The following is a 23,842-nucleotide window of genomic DNA, read 5'->3' as shown; positions in this document are numbered from 1 at the left end:
ATGCTCAATACCCTGACGCAAGCCTTCGCGCTCATCACCACTTGGGAAGTCATCGTCGCGATGTTCGCGGCATCGGTCTATGGCCTCGTCATTGGATCGCTGCCCGGCCTCTCGGCTACGATGGCGACCGCGCTACTGGTCCCCGTCACCTTCTATCTGTCACCGATCGCCGCGATCGCTACCATCGTCGCCGCATCCACGATGGCGATCTTCGCCGGTGACATCCCCGGCGCGCTGCTGCGCATTCCCGGCACCCCCGCCTCGGCGGCTTACGCAGACGAAGCCTATGCGATGACGCGCAAGGGCGAGGCCGAACTCGCGCTCGGCGCCGGCGTGTGGTTCTCCGCCGTCGGCGGCATCGCCGGCACGCTGTCGCTGATGATCCTGGCGCCGCCGCTGGCTGAAATCGCGCTGTCGTTCTCGACCTTCGAATATTTCTGGCTCGCTTTCCTCGGCCTGATGTGCGCCACGCTGGTCGCGCGGTCTTCCCCGGTGAAGGCGATCGCCAGCATGTTCATCGGTCTGCTTGTCGCCTGCATCGGCATCGAAAACCCCGGCGGCGTGCCGCGCTTCACCTTCGGGATGACCAATTTGTTCGGCGGCATCGAACCGATCCCGGCGCTGGTCGGCGTCTTTGCCGTGGCGCAGGTGATGCGCGCGATGCTGACGCCGGAACCGCCGCCGATCCCGCGGCGCAGATTCGGGAGCATCTTGGCAGGCCAGTGGAAGCTCACCAAAAAATACAACTGGCAGATGACGCGCGGAAACATCATCGGCATCATCATCGGCGTGCTACCGGGCGCCGGCGCCGACATGGCCGCCTGGGTCAGCTACGCCATGTCCAAGCGCTTTTCGAAAGAACCCGAGAAGTTCGGAACCGGCCACGTCGAGGGCCTGGTCGAAGCCGGCGCCAGCAACAACGCCAGCATCGCCTCGGGCTGGGTGCCCTCGCTGCTGTTCGGCATTCCCGGCGACACCATCGCGGCGATCGCGATCGGCGTGCTCTACATGAAGGGCCTAAACCCCGGCCCGACGCTGTTCACCGAAAAAGCGTCGAGCATGTATGCGATCTACCTGATGTTCATCATCGCCAACATCATCATGATCCCGCTCGGCATCGTCATGATCCGCCTGGCGAGCCACGTGCTGCGCGCACCGCGCTCCACGGTGATGCCGGTCATCATGCTGTGCTGCGCGGTCGGCTCGTTTGCCATCGGCAACAACATATTCGGCGTGGTTATCGTGGCGACCTTCGGGGTCATCGGCTATGTCATGGAAGAAAACGGCTACCCGGTCGCCGCGATGGTGCTCGGCATCGTCATGGGCACCATGATCGAGCAGAGTTTTGTCACCTCGCTGATCAAGTCTGACGGCAGCGTGTTGCCGTTCTTCGAGCGGCCGATCGCCGCTATCCTCGCCGCCATGGCGATCGGCGCGCTGATCTGGCCGGTGCTGGTCTGGGTATGGCGGAAGCTCAAACGCGCGCCCGTCCCCGCCGCGTCGGCGCGCTGAAGGACTGCGCAGGGCCCCCTCGCCTGCATGGCGCGGGCGTTGTAAACCAAGCCATGACCCTGCCGAAGAATCCTTCCCCCGATGTTGGGAAACTCGCCAAAGACCTCCGCTCAGGCCACCGCGCGGCGCTGGCACGCGCGATTACCCTGATCGAAAGCAGGCGTTCCGATCACCAGGCCGCGGCACGCGATCTGGTGCAGGCGCTCTTATCAGACACCGGCAAGGCGGTCCGTGTCGGCATCACGGGATCGCCCGGGGTTGGCAAATCCACCACCATCGACGCACTCGGCATGTTCCTGATCGAGCGCGGCCACAAGGTCGCGGTGCTGGCGGTAGACCCCTCCTCGGCCCGCACCGGCGGCTCGATCCTCGGCGACAAGACGCGGATGGCACGGCTGGCGAATTCGGAAGCCGCCTTCGTCCGCCCCTCGCCCTCGTCAGGCACGCTCGGCGGCGTCGCCGCCAAAACCCGCGAGGCGATGCTGCTCTGCGAGGCGGCCGGCTTCGACGTGGTGCTGGTCGAGACCGTCGGCATCGGCCAGTCCGAAACCGCAGTCTGCGACATGACCGATTTCTTTCTCGCCCTGATGCTGCCCGGCGCCGGCGATGAGCTGCAAGGCATCAAGAAAGGTCTGGTCGAACTCGCCGACATGATCGCGATCAACAAGGCCGACGGCGATAACGTCAAGCGCGCCAATCTGGCGGCGGCCGAGTATCGCAGCGCGCTGCATATTCTCAGCCCCCGCTCGGAGCATTGGCATCCGCCGGTCGTGACCTATTCGGCGCTGACCGGTATGGGCATGGACACGCTGTGGCAGAAGATTTTGGATCACCGCACCGCCATGAACGCCTCGGGCGAGTTCGCCGGCCGGCGGCGCGAGCAGCAGGTGAAATGGATGTGGTCGATGCTGGAGCAGCGGATGATGGCGCGGCTGCGCTCCGATGCCACGATCCGCGCCAAGGTAAAGAAGACCGAGGCCGAGGTCGCCGACGGCCGCATCACGCCGGCGGTCGCCGCCGAGCAGATCGCGGAGTGGCTCCGGTGAGCGACAAGCTTCGCATTCTCATCACCGGATTCGGTCCGTTCCCCGGCGCGCCTTACAATCCGACGCAGCCGCTGGTGGCGCGGCTGACGCGCTTGCGACGTCCGGCCTTTGCCGGAGTTGAACTGTCCAGCCACATCTTCCCTGTCACCTATAAGGCGGTCGACCACGAGTTGCCGCTGGCGCTGCAACAGCACCGGCCGCATGCGCTGTTGATGTTCGGCCTCGCATCTCGCACGTCGCATCTGCGGATCGAAACCCGCGCCCGTAATGCCGTCACCATGCTCTGGCCCGACGCCGCGCAAACCCGCGCGCGCAAGGGGTCGATCGCCGACGGCGCCGATGCGCAAAGGTTCGGCCCGCACACGGCCAAATTATTGCGTGCGGCCAGGACCACCGGCCTCGATGCCCGCGCCTCGCGCGATGCCGGAAGCTATCTCTGCAACTATCTGAGCTGGCGCGCGATTGAAGCCGTGGATGCCGGCAACGGCCCCCGCCTCGCCGCCTTCATCCATATCCCGCCGCTCGCGCGCAGCGGCACGGTCAAACGAAAAGGCTTTCCGCGGATCACGCTGGAGGAGCTGGTCGATGCCGGCGAAGCGATGCTCATTGAAACGGTACGGCTGGCGCGACAGGCTGCGTAATCTCGTAGGGTGGGCAAAGCGCAGCGTGCCCACCATTGCGGTCCGCAAATGGAAATGGTGGGCACGGCGCAAACGCGCCTTTGCCCACCCTACGGGTCAGCGCCGTACCCAACATTAACCCTACCCCTAACAATCGCTGCTCTTCTTCCCGGTCTTCATCATGCTGCACTGCATTTTCGCGGTACCTATGAAACGCGAATGCCACGACCTGCATCGCGCTAGGGTCATCAGCCATGGACATGAACCGCCGCCATCTCATTGGAGCATCCGCCGCCGGTGCAGCCGGTGCGCTGGCGATGTCGCCTGACGCTGCGCGCGCGGCGGCCCTCACCTCCACGCTCGGCCGCGACGTCACGCAATATGGCGTTCGCCCCGGCAGCCCCGACGATCAGACCGTGAAACTGCAGCGCGCGATCGACGAGGCGGCGCGCGCGCAGGTGCCGCTGGCGCTGCCGCCGGGGGTCTATCGCACTGGCATGCTGCGGCTTTCGAACGGCACGCAACTGGTCGGTGTCCGCGGCGCGACCAAGCTGGTGTTTATCGGCGGCGCCTCGATGCTGCAGAGCGAAGGCGCCAACAGCGTCGGTCTGACGGGCATCACCTTCGACGGCGGCCGCATTCCGCTGCCGACGCGCCGCGGGCTGGTGCATTGCCTCGGCGGTCGCGACGTCCGCATCGCCGACTGCGAAATATCAGGCAGCGGTGGCAACGGTATCTGGCTCGAGCAGGTCTCGGGCGATATTTCCGGTAACATCTTCACGAAAATCGCGACGACCGCGGTCGTATCCTTCGACGCACTCGGCCTGATCGTGGCGCGCAACACCATCACCAATACCAATGACAATGGCATCGAAATCCTGCGCACCGCGATCGGCGACGACGGCACGCTGGTTCTCGACAATCGGATCGAGGACATCAAGGCCGGCCCCGGCGGCTCCGGGCAGTATGGCAACGCCATCAACGCCTTCCGCGCCGGCAATGTGATCGTGCGCGGCAACCGCATCAAGAATTGCGATTATTCAGCCGTACGCGGCAATTCGGCGTCCAATATTCACATCACGGACAACAGCGTCAGCAATGTCCGCGAGGTTGCGCTCTATTCGGAATTTGCATTCGAAGGCGCCGTGATCGCCAACAACACCGTGGATGGCGCCGCCGTCGGCGTCTCCGTCTGCAATTTCAACGAGGGCGGACGCATCGCCGTCGTCCAGGGCAACATCATCCGCAATCTCCTGCCGAAGCGGCCGATCGGCACCGCGCCCGACGACGACGCAGGGATCGGCATCTACGTCGAGGCGGATTCGTCCGTGACCGGCAACGTGATCGAGAACGCGCCGTCGTTCGGCATCATCGCCGGATGGGGCAAATATCTCCGCGACGTCGCGATATCAGGCAACGTGATCCGAAACGCCTTCGTCGGCATCGGCGTATCGGTGCTGCCGGGCGCCGGCACGGCCCTGGTCAACAACAACATGATTTCGGAGACCCCGCGCGGCGCCGTGGTCGGGCTCGATCATGCCCGCACGATTACGACCGATCTGTCGGCCGAAGGCGCGCAGCGTTACGCGCAGGTGGTTGTCGGCGGCAACGCCGTGCGACGGTAGTTCGCCCTTCTCGCCCGCCTACAGCGCGTTGCGCAACGCCGGATAGCGTTCCTTCATCGCGTCGAAATCGATCGCCGGGAATGGCATTTCCTCCAGCACCAGCACATCCGGCACGGACGGCGCCTCGTCCGCCACGATGAGTTGGCTTTCCAGCGCGACCAGAACATCAGCAGGAATATCGGGCGGCGGCGCGGGCGCGGTCGGCGGTGGCGTCACGGCCATCGGAGCCGGTTGCGGCTGAAGGTGCACGACCGGCGGGCGATAGCCCTCGTCGCGCGGCAGCGGCGTCAGCAGTAGCGGCGTCGTTCGACGGCGGCCAAGCCAGGCCATGTCGATCTGCGTGTTGTCGAGCGAAGCTTCGCGGCTCAACAGGTCACGCCAGGTTGCGACGGCGGCCTTGGCTTCCTGGATGTTTTCGAGGAATTCGCGTTCGGTGTGAAAGCGGCGCCAGCGCCCGGTCTCGAACAGTTCAGTGAGGTATTCCAACCGTTGCTCGGCAAGGCTGCACCAGCGCGCAACGATGTTGCGGCCACGTGCCACGTCTGCAGGATGTGCCATAAATCAGCCCGTAAGAGAGGGACGGACGCAGACGCAACCGAGACGAATCAGTGGGATGTGACTGGGATATTCTGTGGAAAACTTTTTCGTTGTCCAGTGCGTGAAGCTACGGGAGTACGCAGCAATCGAAGAAACCCGCACAAATACGGTTAATCCGCTCTTCTGTAACGGGCCTCGATCAGTCAATCCCTTTTTGCGTTGTCCGTTCGCCGGGGTCTCGCTTCTGTACGGGGTCGGCGCAAGGCCGCCACCTGATGGGGTTGGAAGAGGATAGGCCGACCAATCTACGGACGCGTGGTCGTGATGCCACTGGCGGATTAGCGGTCTGACCTGATCCATCGTCCCGGCGATGGGACTTCGCTTCGAGAAGGCCTGGTGTCGTGACCTGCCCGAAAACTGTTTTGCGTTCTCCTGTCAGATTGCCGCAGCGGCGGCGTTGAAGGGGGTTCCGTCGGCGAGCATGCGATGCATGATCACCGCGAGCCTGCGCGCCAGTGCCACCTTGGCCTTGCTCATGCCGGCGCGCCTGGCGATCCGCATCGCCCAGCTCTTCAAGAGCGAACAGCCTTTGATCGGCTTGGTCAACATGAGGTGGGCGGCCTCATAGAGCGCCGTGCGCACCGAGCCGTCGCCGATCTTGCTGATCCGGCCGGTGTAGTCGGTCTCGCCGGATTGATGCCTCTTCGGGGTCAGCCCGAAGTGCGCTCCCACCCGCTTCGACGACGTGAACCGTCCCGGATCGTCGATGGCGCTGGCATAGGTGAGTGCGATGATCGGGCCAACCGCCGGGACCGACGTCAGCAGCCGTGCCTGCATGTCGGATCGTACCATCTTGCGGGTCTGCTTCTCGAAAGCCGTGAACTCCTTCCGCAGTGCCTCGCGCACCGACAACAGTGCATCGGCGATTTTTTGAAGATGCGGGTGGGCTGTAACGAGTTTATTGATCCGTCCTGCAAACTCCCGCTCCGTCGTATTGCCAACCTTAAGGCCAAAACCGCGCAGGATCCCGCGCAGGCTGTTCTCGACATCGCGAAGCTTCGATTGCACCAGCTTGCGGGCCGTCAATATTGCCCGCGTCTCTTGCGCGCTCATCGATTTGCAATGCACCGGCCGGAACCAGCCCAGCCGCATCAACTGCGCAATCCCGCGCGCATCGTTGCGATCGGACTTCACCGGCATGGCCTCGAACGCCTTGCGTACGTGCCGTGTCTCCAGCAGCTCCACGGCAAGTCCGGCCGCCTTCATCCTCGCAAACAGCCATTGCGACAGCGGTCCGGCCTCCAGCCCGATCCGCTCAAGGCCGAAGCCGAGCGAACGGAACCAGGCGATTAACGCCTCCGGCTCGCTGGCCACCTTGGCCTCGCGCAAAATTTTGCCGGTTGCCTCAACCACGCACACGCTCGAGCATTCCAATGAAACGTCGATTCCGGCATAATGGTCCATGGTCGTCTCTCCTCGATGTTTGGAGCGAGGCTCATCCTTCGACTCCGTCACACCATCCATGTGAGGGACGACCGCCCACCTTCCAAGCGAGCCGCGCGAAGCGCGCCTACCAAAAGCGCCGTAGCAAGCGCGGCTCGCTTGGAAGGTGGGACCAGGGGCCCGTTACCCCATCTATTCGCGGTCAAGCCGCACGGCAGCATGGCCGCACCGCGCGGCGAGCCTCGATCATTTCATTTGAGAAGATGCACGGGAAAATTGCGCATCGCGCAGACGAGTCGGAAAACTTGCAGTTGCAAGCCGTCGCGGTGCCGCACGCAACGCAGCTTCGTCCAAAAACCTGCGCTGAAAATGAAAGACCCGTCCGGGGGGACAACCGGACGGGTCAAGCTATATGGGCGCTTGGGGTGGATGGGCGCTCGCGCCGAATACAGCCTATGGGGAGGGATTACCGCTCCCACATAGATAAGTCGCAGGACCCTCGCCTGACGTTCAAAACGCCGGACGGTTTTTTAACCTTGTGCTCGGGGACGATCGTCGGAAAATCGCTGCGCGGCAGGCTATTTTGCGGCGTTTGCCGCCGATTTGTCCGCTGCCATTGAGGGCAAGGGCTCGTTCAGTGCGCGGCTCACGGAAGTGTTATCCGCAGCCGGGTCATGCGCCGGCGCTTTCTCCCCCGCAGGCCTACCGGAAACCGAAGCAAGCGGAACCGCCGGTGCGGCGGCCGTGGCGGTAACGGCGGCAAAGGCGTCCGCTCCGCCTGCCCCAAACTGATCGTCACGGCCGGGAGTGCCGAGATCGCGGGCGGTCTTGGTCAGGATTGCGCGAACATCGCCCGGCTTTAACGAAGGATTACGCTCCAGCATCAGCGCCGCGACGCCGCTGATATAGGCGGCGGAGAACGAGGTGCCCGACGTGATCTGGTATTTTTCATCGGGCGCCGGCAGGAAGATATCCGCGCCCGGTGCGGCAACCGCGATGTGGTTGCCCCGGTTCGATGCCGCAAACAGTCTTTCCTGCGCGTCGGTGCCACTCACCGCAATGACATTGGGATTGGCGGCCGGATAGAGCGGCGGCGATTTCGCGCCGGCATTGCCGGCCGCAGCCACCATCAGGATGCCACGGGCCGCCGTCGCGGCGATGCCTCGCTCGATCAGCGGATCCTTCGGACCGGCAAAGCTCATGTTGATGATCTGCGCGCCGTGCTCGGCCGCGTAGTCCAATCCCCGGAGGATGACATAGGATGTGCTCTCCGCACCCTTCGATCCCGCGCCGAACGCGCGGATCGCGATCAACCTCGCCTCCGGTGCGCTACCCATCAGCTTGGCATGCGCCACGATCGCGCCGGCAATGCCGGTGCCGTGGACATGCGGACCTTCCTTGCTGCCAAGTGCGTCGAAACTATCGGCGACCGAATTGGCGAGTTCAGGATGCTTGGCGTCGACACCTGAATCGATCACCGCAATGGTGACGTTCATGCCGCGGACGAGCGCGTGCGCCTGAGGCAGCCGAAGCTGGGTGACAGCGTATTGCGCGGCATCGCCCGCAGTCGAAGCCTTCTTCTGATCCTGCAGGAAGTATCGCAAATTGAGCTGCACCGAACGCACGCTGGCGTCGGCCGCGAGTTCGCGGCGCACGGTGTCCACCGGCCGGTTATCGACGATGCGGAACAGACCGATGGTGCCGCCGAGCAGCGGGAAGTTCTGCGACGCGATGCGCTCCAGGCCGTGACGCCGCGCCAGTTCGTCGGCTTCGGCGGTGGATAACGCGCCGTCGATTTCGGCGACGAGTTCGTTCTTGACCGCGCGCAGATTGACCGCTGCCTGTGCGTTGTTGTTGCCCGATCCGCCCTTACCCTTCTTGGCCGAGGCGCCGCTGCCGCCGCCGACCGACATCACCGGACGATCGAAGCACTCGCCGTCGGGACCGCGGAGCGCATATGCGCAAGCCGGATAGAGGTTGGGCGAAAACCGCGCATGGGGAAGCGTCGACTGCACGCCGGCCCCCGGACGGACTCGCAGGGTCGAACTCATGGTGCCGATCCGGGACGGCGGCGTCCGTGCGACGGCATCGGCGCGCACGGCCGGTCGCGCCGCGACGGTCGGACTGATCCGCGGCGTCACCGTCGGATTGATGGTGGGTACTCGCGCGCCGACGTTGAGATTGGGGGTGCGCATGATGCTTTGCGCATGCGCCGCCGAGGGTCCGATAGCGATCAGTGGCAACAGCGCGGCCGACACCACCCATGCCGCACGCTGGGTCCTTGTCCACCAACTCACGCCATCATGAACCATGGGACCTCAGCTTGCCCTGACAGCGCCAGGCGGCCTTACGGAGTTGCCACCGCCAGGCTGACGATTTTCTCGCGCTGCAGCCTGCTCAGCAGGCCAGCAACCTCGTCCTTGCTCATCGCCTTGTTGCCGAACTGCAGCCGGAACATGCCGCCCTTGGCGCCGTCGATCGAGGCCTGGTAGTTGTCGAGCAGCGCCGTGATGTCGGCGATGCGCGCTTCAGGCGCGAACCGCACCAGCGCGCGCGGCGGCGCGAGGCTGCCTGCGAGATCGCGCGTAATCGGCGCCGATGGCCGCTCGTTCAGGCTTAGCGACGCCGTCTCGAACAACGCGGTCTGGCTCTTCATCAGTACGGCGCCGATCACGCCGGCCTGCAGCACGAGCGCCACGGCGCCAAGGCTCGCCGACCAGGCGAGCGTACGCGGCGACAGGCTTGCGAAAAATTCCGATACGCGCGTGGACAGGCTCACCGAGCGTGAGGGCTCGCGCACAGGCTCCGCGTCGATTGCGGCAAACAGCTTCTGCATGGCGCGCGTGGACGGTGCACCTAGGCTCTCGTTGAGGCTGATCGTCCCGGCGTATTCTTCGCGGATGACGGCATATTGCCGGGCAAGCTCGGGATCCCCGGCAAGCGCTTCCTCGACGCGGCGTGCATCGCGCGCGCTCAGGGTGCCGGCCGCGTGGAAGGGCAACAGCATCTCAACTTCGCTGGGCTCGTGATCCAGCATTTTCTTGCTCGCTGCCATCATGGCCAACCTCGCTCTATGCCTGCTGCCTTGAGCAACTCGGCCAATTTCTTGCGCGCATAAAACAGGCGCGTCTTGACGGTGTTCTCTGGAATACCGACGATTTCGGCCACCTCTTCCACGGACTTCTCGTGGTAGTAGACGAGATCGACGATCTCCCGATGCTCTGCCGAAAGCGCCGTCAGGCACTTGCGCAGCGCTTCACCCGTATCCTTCTTCTGCACCACCACTTCCGGATCGTCGGACGTATCCTCGATCGCGTTCGCGGCTTCCTCGTCCAGCCCAACGTCCTTGCGGCGCCTGAGTGCCGAAAGAGCCTTGAACCGCGTAATCGCCAACAGCCAGGTGGTAACGGCGGATCGGCCTTCGAACTTGCCAGCCTGACGCCACACATCGAGAAAAACCTCGCTGATGAGATCTTCCGCGACCTGTTCGTCCCTTACGAGCCGAAGCCCGAAACGGAACACCCTGACATGGTGCCTTCCGTAAAGCACCTGCATGGCGAGCCGGTCGCCTTGAGCGATCCGAGCGATCAGAATTTCGTCTGAAGCCGCCTGTGTCGCGCTCAATGGCCGTCTCGCAAGGTTGGTCTGACGGGGGTGGCCGGCGGTTCGATGTGAAGAGTGAGATTCTTCACATTACGGCAATGTCCGAATCGCATGTGTGATTTACCCCACAGATGGCCATTGCCAGGCCATTTTGCCGCCAGAAAGGAGCTAAATCCCAGAATTGGTAGCATAATACGGAAACACTTTCGTGAAAACGCGCCCACAACCTTAGCAAGGCTTCGCCGGCAGGGCAGCATTTGCGTGACGCCCCAGGGTTCCCGCACAGGCAGGCTTCGCACTATCGGAATTCGGCAGATTTCCGTTGCGAAATCAGTGCAATGGCCGGGTTTTAACGGAGCCGATTCGGCTGCAAAAGATACCAAACCTAAAGGCTTTGTTCCCTAAAGTTTCGTCCGGCATCACCAACAGCGGCGGGACATGAGCGGCGCGGCATCATTGCTTCAGGGGCAAGGCTCTCACAATGCGACCGCGCGCGTCGCCCGCCTGCCGCTGGAACTATTGAAGCGCCGGGCCGGCCAACGCCGCCAGATGCTGGCCGTGCAAGGCGTCAGCTATTTGCTCATCACCTCGGTCCTGCTGGTCTATTGCTACGCCGGCACCGTCCCGATCATCATTCCATCGACCTATTTCCTTTCCGGCATCGGGTTGGTGTCGGTCTTTGTCGTGTTGTCGGAAGCTCACTTCAACGACCGGTTCGAGGACCATTATCTCACGATCTTCCAGGTCGCCGGCCACGTCGCGCTCCAGCTCTGTTTTCTGCTGGCCGCGCCACAGATCGGATTTGCCTTCCTGAGCGTCGTATTCCTGATCTTTGGATTTGGCGCGCTGCGAATGACGTCCTGGCAGGCGATCATCACCTGGACCCTCACCATCGTAGGCCTGGCGCCGATCTTCCTGTTTGCCAGCACCCCGATCGGCCTGCCGATTACCACCCAGACCGAACGCGTCGCGGCCATGCTTTCCTTTGTCCTCACCATCGGACAATGCGCCTTCGTGGGGCTGTATGGCTCTACCATGCGCAAGATGCTCTACGACCGCAGCTTCGAACTGAAGGCGGCGTACAAGCGGATCGAGGAGCTTGCCGAACTCGACGAACTGACCGGGTCGTCCAACCGCCGCAGCATCATGCGGATGCTGGAGGAGGAGATTGCCCGCGCAAGCCGCAGCGGATCGCCCTGCTCGATCGCGCTGATCGACCTCGACTGGTTCAAGCGCATCAACGACGCCTACGGTCACCCGACCGGCGACGAGGTGCTGCGGACATTCTCGATCACCATGTTTGCCAACATCCGCAGCATCGACCGGTTCGGCCGATATGGCGGCGAGGAATTCCTGCTGGTGCTGCCCGACATGGACGTCGACCAAGCCATGCAGGCGCTCGACCGGTTGCGCGCCATTATTGCCGATCTCGACTGGAGCGCATTCTCGCAGGGCATGAAGGTGACGATGTCGGCAGGCGTTGCAACGCTGAACCCGAACGAAACATCAGACACATTTCTCGCGCGCGCCGATAGCGCGCTTTATGCAGCCAAGGCGCAGGGACGTAACCGGATTACCAGCGCCTGATCCGACATATTTCAGCTCCGGCGGCGAAGAAGCTCCGCCGCTTTTTGCTCCAGGACAGAGTCATGATTTCGAAGACCGCCACCTCTCCTTCTCCCGGAAACTTGCTCGACGAACTGCAGTCCACGCTTGCGCACGGAACGGTCGCTCGCCGGGTAGAGACGCTGCGCCGAGTGACCGATCTCTTCATCAACGGCGCGGTGGATTATTCGGACGAGCAGGTCGGGCTATTCGACGACGTCTTCCAGTGCCTGATCGACCACATCGAAACCTCGGCCAAGATGCTGCTGGCCAACCGTCTCGCCCCGATCGACACTGCCCCGCCGCTCACCATCCGCGCGCTTGCATTCGACGACGTCATCGAGGTTGCGGGTCCTGTGCTGTCGCAATCGATGCGGCTCGACGACAAGACCTTGATCGAGAATGCGCGCAGCAAGAGCCAGGCGCATTTGATGGCGATCTCGACCCGCAAGACGCTGAGCGGCGCGGTCACCGAGGTGCTGGTCCAGCGCGGCAACGATCAGGTGATCCAGTCGACCGTCAACAATCCCGGCGCGCAATTCACCGAGCGCGGCTTTACCCGCCTCGTCAGCCGCGCCGAAGGCGACGACGATCTCACCGCCTGCATCGGCATGCGTCCGTCCGTGCCGCGGCATCTCTACCTGAAACTGCTCGCCAAGGCCTCCGACACGGTGCGACGGCGGCTGGAGGCCGCCAATCCCCAGCAGGCGTCCGAGGTCCCGAACGTGGTCAAGGAGGCAACGCGGCGCGCGCGCTCGGCGACCTCTGACATCACCAAGGACACTGAGATTGCGCACGCGCTGGTCAAGTCGCTGTACGAGCACGGCCGGCTCGACGAATCCGAACTGGCGTCATTTGCCGATGCCGGGAAATTCGACGAGGCCAACGCCTCGATTGCGGCGCTCGCCAACGTGCCGGTCGCAATCGCCGAGAACATGATGATCGAAAGCCGGGCCGAAGGCGTGATGATTTTGGCGAAGGTCGCAGGGCTGTCATGGTCGACGGTCAGGACCATCATCAGGATGCGCGACGAACTGTCCGGCGGGGAGCCGACGGATCTTGGCGCCTGCAAGGACACCTATGAACGGTTGCGGCCCTCGACGGCGCAGCAGGTGCTGCGCTTCCACCGCATGCAGCAGAACGTGCCGGCGGCATGAGCTTTCTTACCCTCCCCTGGAGGGGTCCGAGACGAGCGAAGCTCGCTCGTGGGTCGGCTCACGTTGAGCGCAGCGACACGTGAGACGGGGTGGGGTGATCTCTCCACTCGGGCACTGTTGGATGTGGAGAGACCGTCACCCCACCCCGCCGCTCATTTCATGAGCGTCGACCCTCCCCCTCCAGGGGAGGGTAAAGAGAGCAGCTTCAATATCTGAGCAGCTTCGCTCCGGCGAGCGCGCCGATCGCGGCCACCAGCGCGGTCGCGATCGTGTACCAGGTCGCGACGAACAGCGGTGAATCATCCGTGCAATGCGAGGCATAGAGCGTTGCCGCCAATCCCGCCGACAACAGTCCGGCGATGGCGCCCGCCAATGCAGGCCGCGACGGGGCACCGTGACGCAATCCGAGCAGCGCGCCGGCCAGGATGGGCAGCGACAGCAGCAGAATCGCCGTCAGACAAACCCACGAATTCTTGCCGACCAGCCGCGTCATCATCGGCAGCCGTTGCGGCATCATCATTTCGCCGCCGATCCCGGCGGTCAAAATTCCCACCGGTGCCAGCAGCAGCCAACCAAATCCGCGCAGCGAGGCTTCGGGCCGCGACAGATGCAGGCTGACGGCAATTGCCGAGATCGCGAGCGCCAGCGTCACCGCGAATTTCAGGTCGAAGAACGGATTGCGCATCGCAACCATCACGTCGGGCCTGACGCCGAGTTCGGTGAAGAACATCAACAGCGAAACCGGTGCCGCGGCCAAAAGCGCCAGCATCAGCGCGAAGCCGACCGGCCGCGCGCGGTGCGCGTTGTCGGCCGCCAACGTTCGAATGAGCTGATCGGTATCCATGCTCAATTTTCCCGCAACTTCGCCGTCAAGCTGGTCAGCCCCCGGTGCAGCGCCACCCGCACCGCGCCCTCGCTCATCGAAAATTTCGCCGCCGTATCCTTGATCGAGGCGCTGTCGACCGCGATCGACTGCAGCACGTCGCGCTGCCGGGCCGGCAGCGTCTGGAGCTGGGCGGCAACTTCGCTTGGCGAAGCCGTTTCGGCCGGCGTTTCGCCCGGCAGGGTCTCGGCGAAATCGTCAATATCGACGAAAATCCGCCGGCCGCGGCGGCGCAGCGCATCGATCAGCTTGTTGCGGGCGATCGCGAACAGCCATGGGGCAAGTGGGGCGGTGACATCCCAGGTATGCCGCTTCAGATGGACCGCCAGCAAAATGTCCTGCACGATGTCCTCGGATTGATCGACCGGTTGCCCTGCCCGCGCCAGACCGCGGCGCGCCGCGGCCCGGAGCACCGGCGTGACGGCCTTGAGCAGGCGATGATACGCCGCGCCGTCGCCTGCAATGGCCGACCGCATCAGGCCGGTCCATTCGTCATCCCGTTCGCGCACCCGCGCTCCTACCCTGCAATTCGATCGATCTTTCAATTTGTTACATCAGGACAACCCGATCACGAACTCGTGATCGAAGGTCCCGCCGGCAGCTTGGGGTAGCTCCCTATCCGGGGAATCGGGGGACAACCGGCTGCGCGATGGCAGGCTCATAACATCGATTGCGCAGGCTCGCATCCGGCGTAGCTCGCTAATTCCGCGTCGGCAAAATGCCCGCCAGCACGTCGGCTGACCGACATTGCCCAGCTTTTGCCCGGTGTTGCCCGAAGATTCCCATTTTCCGCCGTGCTGTGGACACCTCAGGGGTCTCATTTCGCCGCCGGGCGGCGGCCAATGGGGAGATTCCACATGACGATCCGAGCCAGCGCGGGGTCGGCCTTCATTCTTGCGGCAGGGCTTTTGTTGGGGTTCGCAGCACCATCGCCGACGATGGCCGCCGGTGCCGATGACGCCGCGGTATCGAAACCGGAAGGCGCGACGTCCGAGAAGTCCGCCAGGCAGGGTTCGCGTTCCCTGAAGAAGCGCTCCGCCCATCGCAAATCCACGCGTGCGGCATCGAAACCTGTCGAGGACAAACAGCCTGAGGAAAAGCAGGTGGCCGATGCGAGTGGCGGCACTCCGTCCGGGATGCCCGAATGGCTCGCCAACGCCAACGCGCAAATGACGGCAGCCGATGCGCCGGCCGACAGCGCCAAGGGGATGTCGGCGGCGATGTCTGAGAAGGCCAATACCGTCCTGCAATCGGCCGCGGACAAGCCGGCCGATGCCGAGGCGCCGGCCGATGCCACCGTAGTTGCCTCCGACGAGCTCAACGATGTCGATCGGGCGCTGCAGGCGACACCGCCCGAGGGCTCGGCCACGCAGACGGTCGCGATGGCTTCGACCAAACCTGCATCGGAAACCTCCGATCAGGTCGCCAGCAACGAGAGTTCCACCCTGGACAAGACCTCGCTGATCGGAAAGATCTTCATCGCCTTCGGTGCCCTGCTGACGGTGGCCTCGGCCGCGCGCATGTTCATGGCGTAGCTATCGGACCACGGGACGCGGCATCCCCACATCCCGGCATCCGGGATCCGTTCCAGCCCACTTGAAGCCCACCCCGGCAGCGGGCACATTGCCCGCGAAAAGGACTACCCGGGGTGGATCATGGCAACGTTCGAAAACATCATTGTCGAGAGCAAGGGCGCGGTCGGCATCATTACGCTGAACCGGCCGAAAATGCTCAACGCGCTGTCGTTCGGCGTGTTTCGTGAAATCGCTGCCGCGGTCGATGACCTCGAGGCCGACGACAAGATCGGCTGCATCCTGCTCACCGGCAGCGAAAAGGCGTTCGCCGCCGGCGCCGACATCAAGGAGATGCAGCCGAAAAGCTTCATCGACATGTTCTCCAGCGATTTCACCGCCATTGGCGGCGATCGCGTCGCCACCTGCCGGAAACCGACGATCGCGGCCGTCAGCGGCTATGCGCTCGGCGGCGGCTGCGAGCTCGCCATGATGTGCGACATCATCATCGCTTCCGATACCGCCAAATTCGGCCAGCCCGAAATCACGCTCGGCACCATCCCGGGTATCGGCGGGACGCAGCGGCTGACGCGCGCGATCGGCAAATCCAAGGCGATGGACCTCTGCCTCACCGGACGCATGATGGATGCGGCCGAAGCGGAGCGTTCCGGCCTCGTCAGCCGCGTCGTGCCGGCCGACAAATTGATGGAAGAAGCGCTCTCGGCCGCGGAAAAGATCGCCTCGATGTCGCGGCCCGCGGCTGCGATGGCCAAGGAAGCCATCAACCGCGCGTTCGAGACGCCACTGTCGGAGGGCATGAATGTCGAGCGCAACCTGTTCCACTCGACCTTCGCGCTGGAAGACCGCGCCGAAGGCATGGCGGCGTTCATCGAGAAGCGCAAGCCGGTGAACAAGAACAGGTAGGGCTGGCTCGGTTTCGTAGGGTGGGCAAAGGCGCGCAGCGCCGTGCCCACCATTCTTGCGCTCCGCACAAAGTGATGGTGGGCACGCTACGCTTTGCCCACCCTACGGGACCTCCCGCTCCGCGCCAGCGCCGCGTTGACCAGCGCGCGATAGGCACGCTCCGCAAACGTCGTCGGACGATCGAGGCCAAGCCGCGCCAGGCATTCGCGGTTCGGGGCATCCGGCGGCTGGGTCATCCCCTGCCACAGCAATCCCGGCAGAAGCATCGGCCTCCGCTGCGCTTCCCGCAGCAACTGCAAGGCCGGTATCAGCCGCTGCTCGACCTCGGTAAAATCGCTACCGAATGGAAACGGCGGCAGCAGTCCGTCCTCGCGCGCAGGCTTCAAGGCATCCGCGATCCGCTCCGGAAAATTCTCGCGATGCGCGCGCGGAATTTCATGCTCCTTCGGCAGCTTGCCGGCATCCTTGGCGATCTTCACCAGTTCATCCTGGAAACGGGAATCCGTGATCGCGAGCATCGCCGCGATGGTCTCGGCGTCCGATTTGCCTCTGACATCGGCAACACCGTATTCGGTGACGAACACGTCGCGCAGATGCCGCGGGATGGTCTCGTGACCGTAGTTCCAGCGGATGTTGGAGTGCGTCCTCCTGCCCGCCTGCCGCGTCGCTTCCAGCGTAAGAATCGACCGTGCGCCTTGAAGCGCGAACGCCTGCGCGACGAAATTGTACTGGCCGCCGACGCCGCTGACGACCTGGCCATTGTCGAGACCATCAGAGACCGCCGCCCCCATCAGCGTTGCCATCATCGCGTTGTTGACGAAGCGGGCATCGACACGCGCGCGACGCTTGGCGTCCTCGTCGCCATAGAGCTCGTTGGTGAACGATACCGGCATCATCTGGATGCGCGCGAGCTGGTCGGGCGGCATCTCGCGCAACGCGCGATAGAACGATTTCGGCCCGAGGAAAAATGCGCCGTGCAGCACGACGCCGTCGAACTCGCGCTTGAGAATATCGGCCTCGATCAGGCTGAGAAACGCCTCGATCAGCATTTCGCTGACCCCATACAGCCCCTTCGCGAACGGCGCGCTCTCCACCGGCTCCACGCCGGGCGCGAGCCGCTTCATGATGGCGCGGAACTGCGCACTGTCCCGATGACGGACGATCAGCCCCTGCGCCAGCGCATCGCCGACTTGCCCGATGCCGATCTGCAGCGTGCCGCCATCAGGCACGAGACTCGCTGCGTGAAGCCCGATCGCGTATTTGGTGTCGCTGACCGGCTCGGCCGGCGGGGCGAACAGCGGGAAATCCGTCGCGGGGCTGTCGAGCACAGCGGAAAATTCGTCCCCCGGCAGGTCGCCCGCACCCGGCATGAATGGCAGTTCTGAATTGACTTGCGCGAACACTTTGAACGAAGCGCGCCCCTCGGCGCGGGCACGCAGCAGATCAAGCGCTGTGTCAGTGTTGCAGCTCAAGCTGTAACGCGTCACGCCATCGACGACGCGCTTGGCCACCAATGGCGTGACGACATTGAGCCCGCGCGCCAGCAAATACGATGCAGCATGGGTATAGTTTGCGGAGATGTAATGCTGCTGCGCGAACGGCACGTGCAGCCATTTGCCCGCCAGGAAGAAAAACTCGATCACCTTGACGTTGGGCGGCAGTTCTCCGGCGTGCAGTGCATTTGCATAGGCGAGGTCGGGATAACCACCAAAGAGGCGATCGATCACCGGGCTGATGAAACGTTGTTCAAGCAGGCTCGAGGGCCGCGGCTTCTCCAGCGTCAGTGCCGAAAATAACGTCAGCTTGATCGAACGATCGGCAGCGGCGCGTGCGTACACCGCGTTGATGATGTGGTTGGCCTTGCCAAGCCCGAGCGGCAATCCGACCACGAGATTGGTTCCGACATCGCGGATGATATCCTCCGCGATCGCTTCGGGATCGGAAAACAACTTTTGCATCACATGCGAACCTGGGCGTAGCTAGCAGGCAGCCGCCCTGGAATCGGACGCCAGCCACGAGAGCTATAGCCTATCTTCACCCAAGATTCGTCTGTGACGAACCGGCAACAGCCAAGCACGGACTTTCACCGAATTAATGTACTGATGTCGCGCGGCAGTTTGCCTGTGGCCATGGCGCCCCCTAAACAGGTAGACGACTGTCGGCGGGGGCGGACGGACAGTGCATGATCCGGATGGCGGGCAACCGGCACTCCTGAAGGTCATGCTCAAACTGGAAGATAGAACGGGATGGCTCGAAGCAGGGTTATCACGTTCTTGTGTTGACTACGGAATCAAATGACCAGGCGCGCCGCTAAGGTTGGCTACGTTGAAAGACGGTTGCTTCGATCGGGCATTTGCCTTGCTGCAGCTTGCCTCGCATTTGCGGCGCCGGCCGCGCATGGTGAAAGTCTTCCCGATGCGCTGGCCAAGGCCTACCAAACCAATCCCGCGCTCAATGCCGAACGCGCCCGCCAGCGCGCCACCGACGAGAACGTGCCGCAGGCACTTTCGGGTTATCGGCCGCAGATCGTCGCCACTCTCTCCGCCGGCTTTCAGGCGGTGCGCAACCTGCTGCCCGACAACACCGTCCAGTCGGCGAATCTGAAGCCCTGGACCATCGGCGTGACCGTGTCCCAGACGTTGTTCAACGGCTTCAGGACCGCCAACAGTGTACGCGTGGCGGAGTTGCAGGTGCAGGCGGGTCGCGAGGCGCTGCGCAATGTCGGTCAGGGCGTGCTGCTGGATGCGGTCACGGTGTACACCAACGTTCTCGCCAACCAATCGCTGGTCGAAGCCCAGCGCGCCAACGTGGAATTTCTGCAGGAAACGCTCGGCATCACCCAGAAGCGTCTGAATGCCGGCGACGTCACGCCAACCGACGCTGCGCAGGCCGAGGCACGTCTGAGCCGGGGTCGCGCCGATTTGAATGCCGCTGAGGTCAATCTGGCCGTCAGCCAAGCGACTTATCTTCAGGTCATCGGCAACGCGCCCACCGTGCTCCGCCCTGCCGAAGCCGTGGATCGCCTGCTGCCGCGCAGCCGCGATGACGCCACCGGGCAGGCCTTCCGCGGGCATCCTGCCGTGATGGCGGCAAGCTTCGATTTCGACGTCGCCACCACCTCGATCCGCGTCGCCGAAAGCAGCCTGATGCCGACGATCACGCTGCAGGGAAGCGTCAGCCGCAGCAAGGACTCGGATCCCACGCTTGGCACCCTCGGGACCGACCAGGCTTCCGTGACCGGCCAGCTCACGCAGCCGATCTATGATGGCGGCATGGCCGCCTCACAGACCCGGCAGGCTAAGGAAATCGCAGCGCAAAGCCGGCAGGTGCTGGACCAGGTCCGCAACCAGGCTCGCACCGCCGCGGTCGGCGCCTGGGTCGCCAATGAAGGTGCCAAGATTGCGGTCACGGCATCCGAAGCTGAAGTGCGCGCTGCCACCGTCGCGCTGCAGGGCGTGCAGCGAGAGGCGGCGGGCGGCCAGCGCACCACGGTCGACGTGCTTAACGCGCAGCAGGACCTGATCTTGGCAAAGGCGCGGCTGATCGGCGCGCAGCGCGACCGCGTCATCGCTTCCTATACGCTGCTGAGCGCGATCGGCCGGCTCGACGTCAAGAATCTCGGCCTCAAAACGCCGGACTATCTGCCGGAAGTGCACTACCACCAGGTGCGCGACGCCTGGCACGGCCTGCGGACGCCGTCCGGGCAGTAGTTGTTTAACGTACCCTCCCCTGGAGGGGGAGGGTCGACGCTCATGAAATGAGCGGCGGGGTGGGGTGACGGTCTCTCCACATCCAACAGTGCCCGAGCGGAGAGATCACCCCACCCCGTCTCGCATTTCGCTTCGCTCATGCGAGCCGACCCTCCCCCTCCAGGGGAGGGTAAGCAAGACCGCGCGCAAATGATGTAGCTACCTCCGCCATCGGTCCTGCCAGATCATTCCGCAAATCGAGGACCCCGGCCTGTTCAACGACGCCCTGCTCAAGACAATTGGAAAACTCTAGACTGGCCCCGAGATTCGAATCGGCCGGAGACATCATGGACATCATTAGATTGTGCGCCTGGGGCTACGCCGCCCTGCTCGGCTTCGTCATCCTCACCGGCTACATCCCGGCCTTCATCGACGCCAATGACATGATCTTCGGCCTGTTTCGCCGCACCTGGTATGCCGACGGGCTGCATCTGGTGTCGGCGCTATGGGCCGCAATTGCGGCGATGACCTCGCGTCGCGCCTCGGAATTATTCTTTCAATTGTTCGGCGTGTTCTATTTTGCCGATGGCGTGCTCGGCCTGCTCACCGGCAGCGGTTATCTCGACTTCGGCATCCTGATCAACGGCGTCCTCAACCTGCCGCTCTCGACGCGGTTTTTCGCCAACGCGCCGCATCTCGCCCTCGGTGGCGTCGCGATCGTGATCGGCTATCTGCTCGCGCCGCGGACGCGGACCGCCGTTCATGCTTAAGTGGCTGCGGCGCATCCTGGCTGTCGTCGCGATCCTGATTGCGCTGACGGTGCTTTTGCCACTGGCCTATATCGAGGGCACGTGCCGGCCCGCGGCCAGCACATCAACCTCGACTGCGCCGGCCGTCACCCTGCCCGCCATCGATGAGCCGGGCTACCGACGGAAGCTGAACAACACGTTCTTCACGTTTCCCGAATGGTACATCGTCTACTCCTTCGAGGATTTCGGCAGCTTCCTCGACCGCTCCAGCGAAAGCCATTTCAACTATCTCGGCCACATCTTCGGCTTCTGGCGCAGCTTCTGCACCATCAATCACGCCGTGCCCGCAACGGGAGAATCGCTGGCCGAAGTGAAGACGATGATTTACGTGATCGGCATCAGTTATTCCGTCGAATACGCCGTCAAGGGATTCTACGAGAATACGATCGGCCGCGCGTTCGAATGGATCAGGGGCGAGAAGCGCACCCCGCAGGATGAGTTCGGCCGCGCCGTGCTGCAGGACTATGCCTCGTTCCTCTACACCGTTCCCTGGTACAAATACCCATTCAGCGAGAAGCTCGATGGCCTGATGGCAATTTCGACGCCGACGCCAAGCAGCTTGCGTAGCCGGGAGCGCGACTTCGCGCTCGGCGCGGAATACTTCGTCAAGATCGGTTACGCCGCGCTGATTCAGAAGGCGCTAGACGCCAGCAATGACAATGAGCCGCGCGACATCATGTTTGCCGTCGCGACGCTGCCGCCGGAGGTGCTGGCAAAAGAACCGCGCATCAAGCCGATTCGCGCGCTCAACGCACAATGGCAGCTCGTGCAGACGCCGCGCTACAAGGCGTTCACCGACATATTGCAGCGGCTGCTGGATCAGGGTTATGGGGTTGCAGAGATCGCGGGCAATCACGACATCCTTATCACCGTGATTGCGCCCGACGCCGCCAAGCTCGATATCAAGGGTACGACGGAGCTGTTTTCACTGGAAGTCGATGCGAAGCCCGGCTTCCGCCGGGCGGGTCTGAAGGCAAGGATCGACCGTCTGGTCGATATCAACCGCGAGCTCAAGGCCAGGGGTGCAAGCATTGAGCACTTCTATGACTACTGACGGACGTCAGCGCGGCGGTGGGCGTTGGGGCCAGATTGCCGGCGCGATCGCCCTCGTCGTGTGCGGCTGGCTTGCCGTCGTCACCGGGTTGACCTTCGGCTCAGCCCCCGGCAAGTCGATGGCGGTCATAGGTCCGCCGTCCCAGGCCCTGGCTGCGATCGCCAAGGCCAACGGCCGCATTCTTGCGTCGAATAACTACGTCACCATCGCGCGTTCCGACGACGCCGATTTCGTCGGCCGTCTCTACGCGGCCGGCGCGCTGCTGGTGCTCGACGCCGAACAGGCGAGCGGCTGTAGCGGCCTGCCGCCGAATCGGTTCACCGCGCAGCTTTGAGGGACTAGGGTTCCAGCCGTCCCCGCCCCGCCCGGCTCGAACGGCTTAATCCTTCGGTACTTGCAGCCTGTCTCCCGGCTTTAGTATCCATTTCGGTCGAAATCCCTGTATAATGAAGGCGGGCCGATCTTCCGGCCGATGGGCTGAGACCATGATCAAGACACCAATGAACCGAGTGGTCGTGCCCCTGATAGGGCTTGTTGTGGCGACGAGCATCGCAGCGCTGGTTGCCGTCCAGTACATCCGGCGCGAGCCGATTGCTGACAAGACCGCAAGCGTCGCGCCGAAGCCGGTCACTGACGAGCGGCTTAAGGGGCCGTCGCTCGCAAGCGCACAGGCGGAGGCAAACGCCGTGGCAGCCGCGCTGGCTGGATCGACCACCGCGCCCGAGAGCGGCGATGGCGGACCGGCGTTCGACGTCGCGCGCGTCGAGCCGACCGGCGAAGCCGTCATCGCGGGACGCGCGGCGCCGGGCGTCACCGTGGAACTGCTGCGCAATGGCGAACTGCATGATCGCGCGGTCGCTGATCAATCCGGACAATTCGTGATGATCCCGCGCCCGCTTCCGCCAGGCACCTACGATCTGACGTTGCGCGCCAAGCAGCCCGACGGCAGCGAGATCATGTCCAAGCAGAGCGTGACGGTGGCGCTTGAGCCGAGCCTGAAGGAACGGCCGGTCGTGGCCCTGATGACGCCAAACAAACCTACCGTCGTGATGTCGCAGCCGGCCCAGGCGAAGTCGGAAACCGCGGCGGTGGTCGTGGAGGCGGTCGAGATCGAGGCCGGCGGCAAATTCCATGTGAGCGGCCGCGCGCGCTCGGGCGCTCCGGTGAGGCTCTATCTCAACGACAGCTTCATTGCGTCGGTAACGGCGGCGGCGGACGGACGCTTTGCCGTCACGATCAATGAAGGAATCGGCCCCGGGAACTATCGCGTAAGGCTGGACGAGGTTGATTCGAAGTCCGGCGTGGTGCGTGGACGCGCCGAGGTGCCGTTCAACGCGCCCGACCAGGTGGTTACCGCGTCGGTGCCGCCGCGGACCTCACCGTCCAAACCAGACTCCGTCGCCCTGCCGAAGTCGCAGGTGGCGGATGCCACGGCTGCCACCCTGCCGGATGTCACGAACTCCTCCACCGTCGTGGTGCCGAAGATCACGACCACGACGGTATCGCGCGGCGACAGCTTGTGGCGCATCAGCCAGGCTACCCTCGGCGCGGGCACACGCTACGCGACGATTTACAAGGCCAACCGAGAGCAAATCCGCAATCCCAACCTGATCTATCCCGGCCAGACCTTTGTCATTCCCAACCGGGAAGCCAATCCTTAAGGAGTGCTCAAACGGACTTTCACGCTCCTGCCGTTCTAAAAAAATGGCCTTCGAAAAACAACGAACGCGTCAAAGACGCTGCCTGGTCGATCCCGTACTCGGTGCTTGATGGCACCTTGGACGAATGCATCACCAAGTTTCTGAAGCAACCGCTCAGCCAACG

At 63.7% G+C, this 23,842-nt stretch carries 21 protein-coding genes; 13 read left to right on the top strand and 8 right to left on the bottom strand.

Annotated features, from left to right (window positions below):
- The 4 genes from V1277_RS24765 (at window position 1) to V1277_RS24750 (ending at window position 4,803) form a co-directional block, all read left to right on the top strand.
- Complete coding sequence (locus V1277_RS24765) at window positions 1–1,512, top strand: tripartite tricarboxylate transporter permease (protein ID WP_334418540.1); 1,512 nt, start codon at window positions 1–3, stop codon at window positions 1,510–1,512.
- A gap of 53 nt (window positions 1,513–1,565) precedes the next feature.
- Window positions 1,566–2,558 (top strand): methylmalonyl Co-A mutase-associated GTPase MeaB, encoded by a 993-nt coding sequence (gene meaB / locus V1277_RS24760; RefSeq protein WP_334418539.1) that lies wholly within the window; start codon window positions 1,566–1,568, stop codon window positions 2,556–2,558.
- Window positions 2,555–3,199 carry a pyroglutamyl-peptidase I gene (locus tag V1277_RS24755; RefSeq protein ID WP_334418538.1) on the top strand — a complete coding sequence of 215 codons (645 nt, stop codon included), beginning with the start codon at window positions 2,555–2,557 and terminating at the stop codon, window positions 3,197–3,199. The genes meaB and V1277_RS24755 overlap by 4 nt, the downstream gene beginning before the upstream one ends.
- 233 nt (window positions 3,200–3,432) lie before the next feature.
- A complete protein-coding gene (locus tag V1277_RS24750; RefSeq protein WP_334418537.1) occupies window positions 3,433–4,803 on the top strand; it encodes a TIGR03808 family TAT-translocated repetitive protein in 1,371 nt (456 codons plus the stop codon).
- An 18-nt stretch (window positions 4,804–4,821) separates the two neighbouring features.
- On the opposite strand, the gene V1277_RS24745 is transcribed toward V1277_RS24750, so the two are convergent.
- The 5 genes from V1277_RS24745 to V1277_RS24725 form a co-directional block, all read right to left on the bottom strand.
- Window positions 4,822–5,361 (bottom strand): TIGR03809 family protein, encoded by a 540-nt coding sequence (locus V1277_RS24745; protein ID WP_334418536.1) that lies wholly within the window; start codon window positions 5,359–5,361, stop codon window positions 4,822–4,824.
- Window positions 5,362–5,775: 414 nt separating this feature from the next.
- Window positions 5,776–6,804, bottom strand: coding sequence for an IS110 family transposase (locus V1277_RS24740; RefSeq protein ID WP_334418049.1), 1,029 nt, complete (start codon window positions 6,802–6,804; stop codon window positions 5,776–5,778).
- A 557-nt stretch (window positions 6,805–7,361) separates the two neighbouring features.
- Window positions 7,362–9,095, bottom strand: a complete 1,734-nt coding sequence (locus V1277_RS24735) for a S8 family serine peptidase (RefSeq protein WP_334418535.1) — start codon at window positions 9,093–9,095, stop codon at window positions 7,362–7,364.
- 35 nt (window positions 9,096–9,130) lie between these two features.
- Entirely contained in the window at window positions 9,131–9,841 is a 711-nt protein-coding gene (locus V1277_RS24730) for a hypothetical protein (RefSeq protein WP_334376468.1), read from the bottom strand.
- Complete coding sequence (locus tag V1277_RS24725; RefSeq protein ID WP_065744219.1) at window positions 9,838–10,407, bottom strand: sigma-70 family RNA polymerase sigma factor; 570 nt, start codon at window positions 10,405–10,407, stop codon at window positions 9,838–9,840. Before V1277_RS24725 ends, V1277_RS24730 begins: the two co-directional genes overlap by 4 nt.
- A 417-nt stretch (window positions 10,408–10,824) precedes the next feature.
- Here V1277_RS24725 and V1277_RS24720 point away from each other — a divergent pair, with 417 nt between their 5' ends.
- Together V1277_RS24720 and V1277_RS24715 are read left to right on the top strand one after the other, a co-directional pair.
- Entirely contained in the window at window positions 10,825–11,973 is a 1,149-nt protein-coding gene (locus V1277_RS24720; RefSeq protein WP_442894515.1) for a GGDEF domain-containing protein, read from the top strand.
- Window positions 11,974–12,035: 62 nt separating this feature from the next.
- On the top strand, window positions 12,036–13,148 hold the full coding sequence (locus V1277_RS24715; RefSeq protein ID WP_334418534.1) for a DUF2336 domain-containing protein: 1,113 nt from the start codon (window positions 12,036–12,038) through the stop codon (window positions 13,146–13,148).
- A gap of 205 nt (window positions 13,149–13,353) precedes the next feature.
- Here V1277_RS24715 and V1277_RS24710 read toward each other — a convergent pair whose 3' ends face one another.
- Complete coding sequence (locus tag V1277_RS24710; protein ID WP_334418533.1) at window positions 13,354–13,992, bottom strand: DUF1109 domain-containing protein; 639 nt, start codon at window positions 13,990–13,992, stop codon at window positions 13,354–13,356.
- A 2-nt stretch (window positions 13,993–13,994) separates the two neighbouring features.
- The gene (locus V1277_RS24705) at window positions 13,995–14,540 is read right to left on the bottom strand and encodes a sigma-70 family RNA polymerase sigma factor (RefSeq protein ID WP_334418532.1); all 546 of its coding nucleotides are present in this window, start codon (window positions 14,538–14,540) and stop codon (window positions 13,995–13,997) included.
- 348 nt (window positions 14,541–14,888) lie between these two features.
- Here V1277_RS24705 and V1277_RS24700 point away from each other — a divergent pair, with 348 nt between their 5' ends.
- Together V1277_RS24700 and V1277_RS24695 are read left to right on the top strand one after the other, a co-directional pair.
- A complete protein-coding gene (locus V1277_RS24700; protein ID WP_334418531.1) occupies window positions 14,889–15,566 on the top strand; it encodes a hypothetical protein in 678 nt (225 codons plus the stop codon).
- 120 nt (window positions 15,567–15,686) lie between these two features.
- Complete coding sequence (locus tag V1277_RS24695; protein ID WP_065744225.1) at window positions 15,687–16,466, top strand: enoyl-CoA hydratase; 780 nt, start codon at window positions 15,687–15,689, stop codon at window positions 16,464–16,466.
- An 86-nt stretch (window positions 16,467–16,552) separates the two neighbouring features.
- Here V1277_RS24695 and V1277_RS24690 read toward each other — a convergent pair whose 3' ends face one another.
- Window positions 16,553–18,424, bottom strand: coding sequence for an acetyl-CoA hydrolase/transferase C-terminal domain-containing protein (locus tag V1277_RS24690; RefSeq protein ID WP_334418530.1), 1,872 nt, complete (start codon window positions 18,422–18,424; stop codon window positions 16,553–16,555).
- A 336-nt stretch (window positions 18,425–18,760) separates the two neighbouring features.
- Here V1277_RS24690 and V1277_RS24685 point away from each other — a divergent pair, with 336 nt between their 5' ends.
- From V1277_RS24685 to V1277_RS24665, 5 genes are all read left to right on the top strand, one after another.
- The gene (locus V1277_RS24685) at window positions 18,761–20,176 is read left to right on the top strand and encodes a TolC family outer membrane protein (RefSeq protein ID WP_334418529.1); all 1,416 of its coding nucleotides are present in this window, start codon (window positions 18,761–18,763) and stop codon (window positions 20,174–20,176) included.
- A gap of 326 nt (window positions 20,177–20,502) precedes the next feature.
- Window positions 20,503–20,925: a hypothetical protein gene (locus tag V1277_RS24680; protein WP_334418528.1), complete on the top strand. Its 423-nt coding sequence runs from the start codon at window positions 20,503–20,505 to the stop codon at window positions 20,923–20,925.
- Window positions 20,918–22,018 carry a hypothetical protein gene (locus V1277_RS24675; protein WP_334418526.1) on the top strand — a complete coding sequence of 367 codons (1,101 nt, stop codon included), beginning with the start codon at window positions 20,918–20,920 and terminating at the stop codon, window positions 22,016–22,018. Before V1277_RS24680 ends, V1277_RS24675 begins: the two co-directional genes overlap by 8 nt.
- The gene (locus V1277_RS24670) at window positions 22,008–22,352 is read left to right on the top strand and encodes a hypothetical protein (protein WP_334418525.1); all 345 of its coding nucleotides are present in this window, start codon (window positions 22,008–22,010) and stop codon (window positions 22,350–22,352) included. The genes V1277_RS24675 and V1277_RS24670 overlap by 11 nt, the downstream gene beginning before the upstream one ends.
- Window positions 22,353–22,503: 151 nt before the next feature.
- Window positions 22,504–23,679: a LysM peptidoglycan-binding domain-containing protein gene (locus V1277_RS24665; protein ID WP_334418524.1), complete on the top strand. Its 1,176-nt coding sequence runs from the start codon at window positions 22,504–22,506 to the stop codon at window positions 23,677–23,679.
- Window positions 23,680–23,842: the final 163 nt, after the last annotated feature.

The sequence above is a fragment of the Bradyrhizobium sp. AZCC 1588 genome (genome assembly GCF_036924735.1).
Taxonomy (GTDB): Bacteria; Pseudomonadota; Alphaproteobacteria; order Rhizobiales; family Xanthobacteraceae; genus Bradyrhizobium.
This window is presented reverse-complemented; position numbering and strand designations above follow the sequence as displayed.

Excerpts from the sequence above, each read along its gene's own strand:
- V1277_RS24765 (WP_334418540.1), top strand. The coding sequence starts at position 1 with ATGCTCAATACCCTGACGCAAGCCTTCGCGCTCATCACCACTTGGGAA.
- meaB (WP_334418539.1), top strand. The coding sequence starts at position 1,566 with ATGACCCTGCCGAAGAATCCTTCCCCCGATGTTGGGAAACTCGCCAAA.
- V1277_RS24750 (WP_334418537.1), top strand. The coding sequence starts at position 3,433 with ATGGACATGAACCGCCGCCATCTCATTGGAGCATCCGCCGCCGGTGCA.
- V1277_RS24745 (WP_334418536.1), bottom strand. The coding sequence starts at position 5,361 with ATGGCACATCCTGCAGACGTGGCACGTGGCCGCAACATCGTTGCGCGC.
- V1277_RS24740 (WP_334418049.1), bottom strand. The coding sequence starts at position 6,804 with ATGGACCATTATGCCGGAATCGACGTTTCATTGGAATGCTCGAGCGTG.
- V1277_RS24735 (WP_334418535.1), bottom strand. The coding sequence starts at position 9,095 with ATGGTTCATGATGGCGTGAGTTGGTGGACAAGGACCCAGCGTGCGGCA.
- V1277_RS24730 (WP_334376468.1), bottom strand. The coding sequence starts at position 9,841 with ATGATGGCAGCGAGCAAGAAAATGCTGGATCACGAGCCCAGCGAAGTT.
- V1277_RS24720 (WP_442894515.1), top strand. The coding sequence starts at position 10,825 with ATGAGCGGCGCGGCATCATTGCTTCAGGGGCAAGGCTCTCACAATGCG.
- V1277_RS24715 (WP_334418534.1), top strand. The coding sequence starts at position 12,036 with ATGATTTCGAAGACCGCCACCTCTCCTTCTCCCGGAAACTTGCTCGAC.
- V1277_RS24710 (WP_334418533.1), bottom strand. The coding sequence starts at position 13,992 with ATGGATACCGATCAGCTCATTCGAACGTTGGCGGCCGACAACGCGCAC.
- V1277_RS24700 (WP_334418531.1), top strand. The coding sequence starts at position 14,889 with ATGACGATCCGAGCCAGCGCGGGGTCGGCCTTCATTCTTGCGGCAGGG.
- V1277_RS24695 (WP_065744225.1), top strand. The coding sequence starts at position 15,687 with ATGGCAACGTTCGAAAACATCATTGTCGAGAGCAAGGGCGCGGTCGGC.
- V1277_RS24690 (WP_334418530.1), bottom strand. The coding sequence starts at position 18,424 with ATGCAAAAGTTGTTTTCCGATCCCGAAGCGATCGCGGAGGATATCATC.
- V1277_RS24685 (WP_334418529.1), top strand. The coding sequence starts at position 18,761 with ATGACCAGGCGCGCCGCTAAGGTTGGCTACGTTGAAAGACGGTTGCTT.
- V1277_RS24680 (WP_334418528.1), top strand. The coding sequence starts at position 20,503 with ATGGACATCATTAGATTGTGCGCCTGGGGCTACGCCGCCCTGCTCGGC.
- V1277_RS24675 (WP_334418526.1), top strand. The coding sequence starts at position 20,918 with ATGCTTAAGTGGCTGCGGCGCATCCTGGCTGTCGTCGCGATCCTGATT.
- V1277_RS24670 (WP_334418525.1), top strand. The coding sequence starts at position 22,008 with ATGACTACTGACGGACGTCAGCGCGGCGGTGGGCGTTGGGGCCAGATT.
- V1277_RS24665 (WP_334418524.1), top strand. The coding sequence starts at position 22,504 with ATGATCAAGACACCAATGAACCGAGTGGTCGTGCCCCTGATAGGGCTT.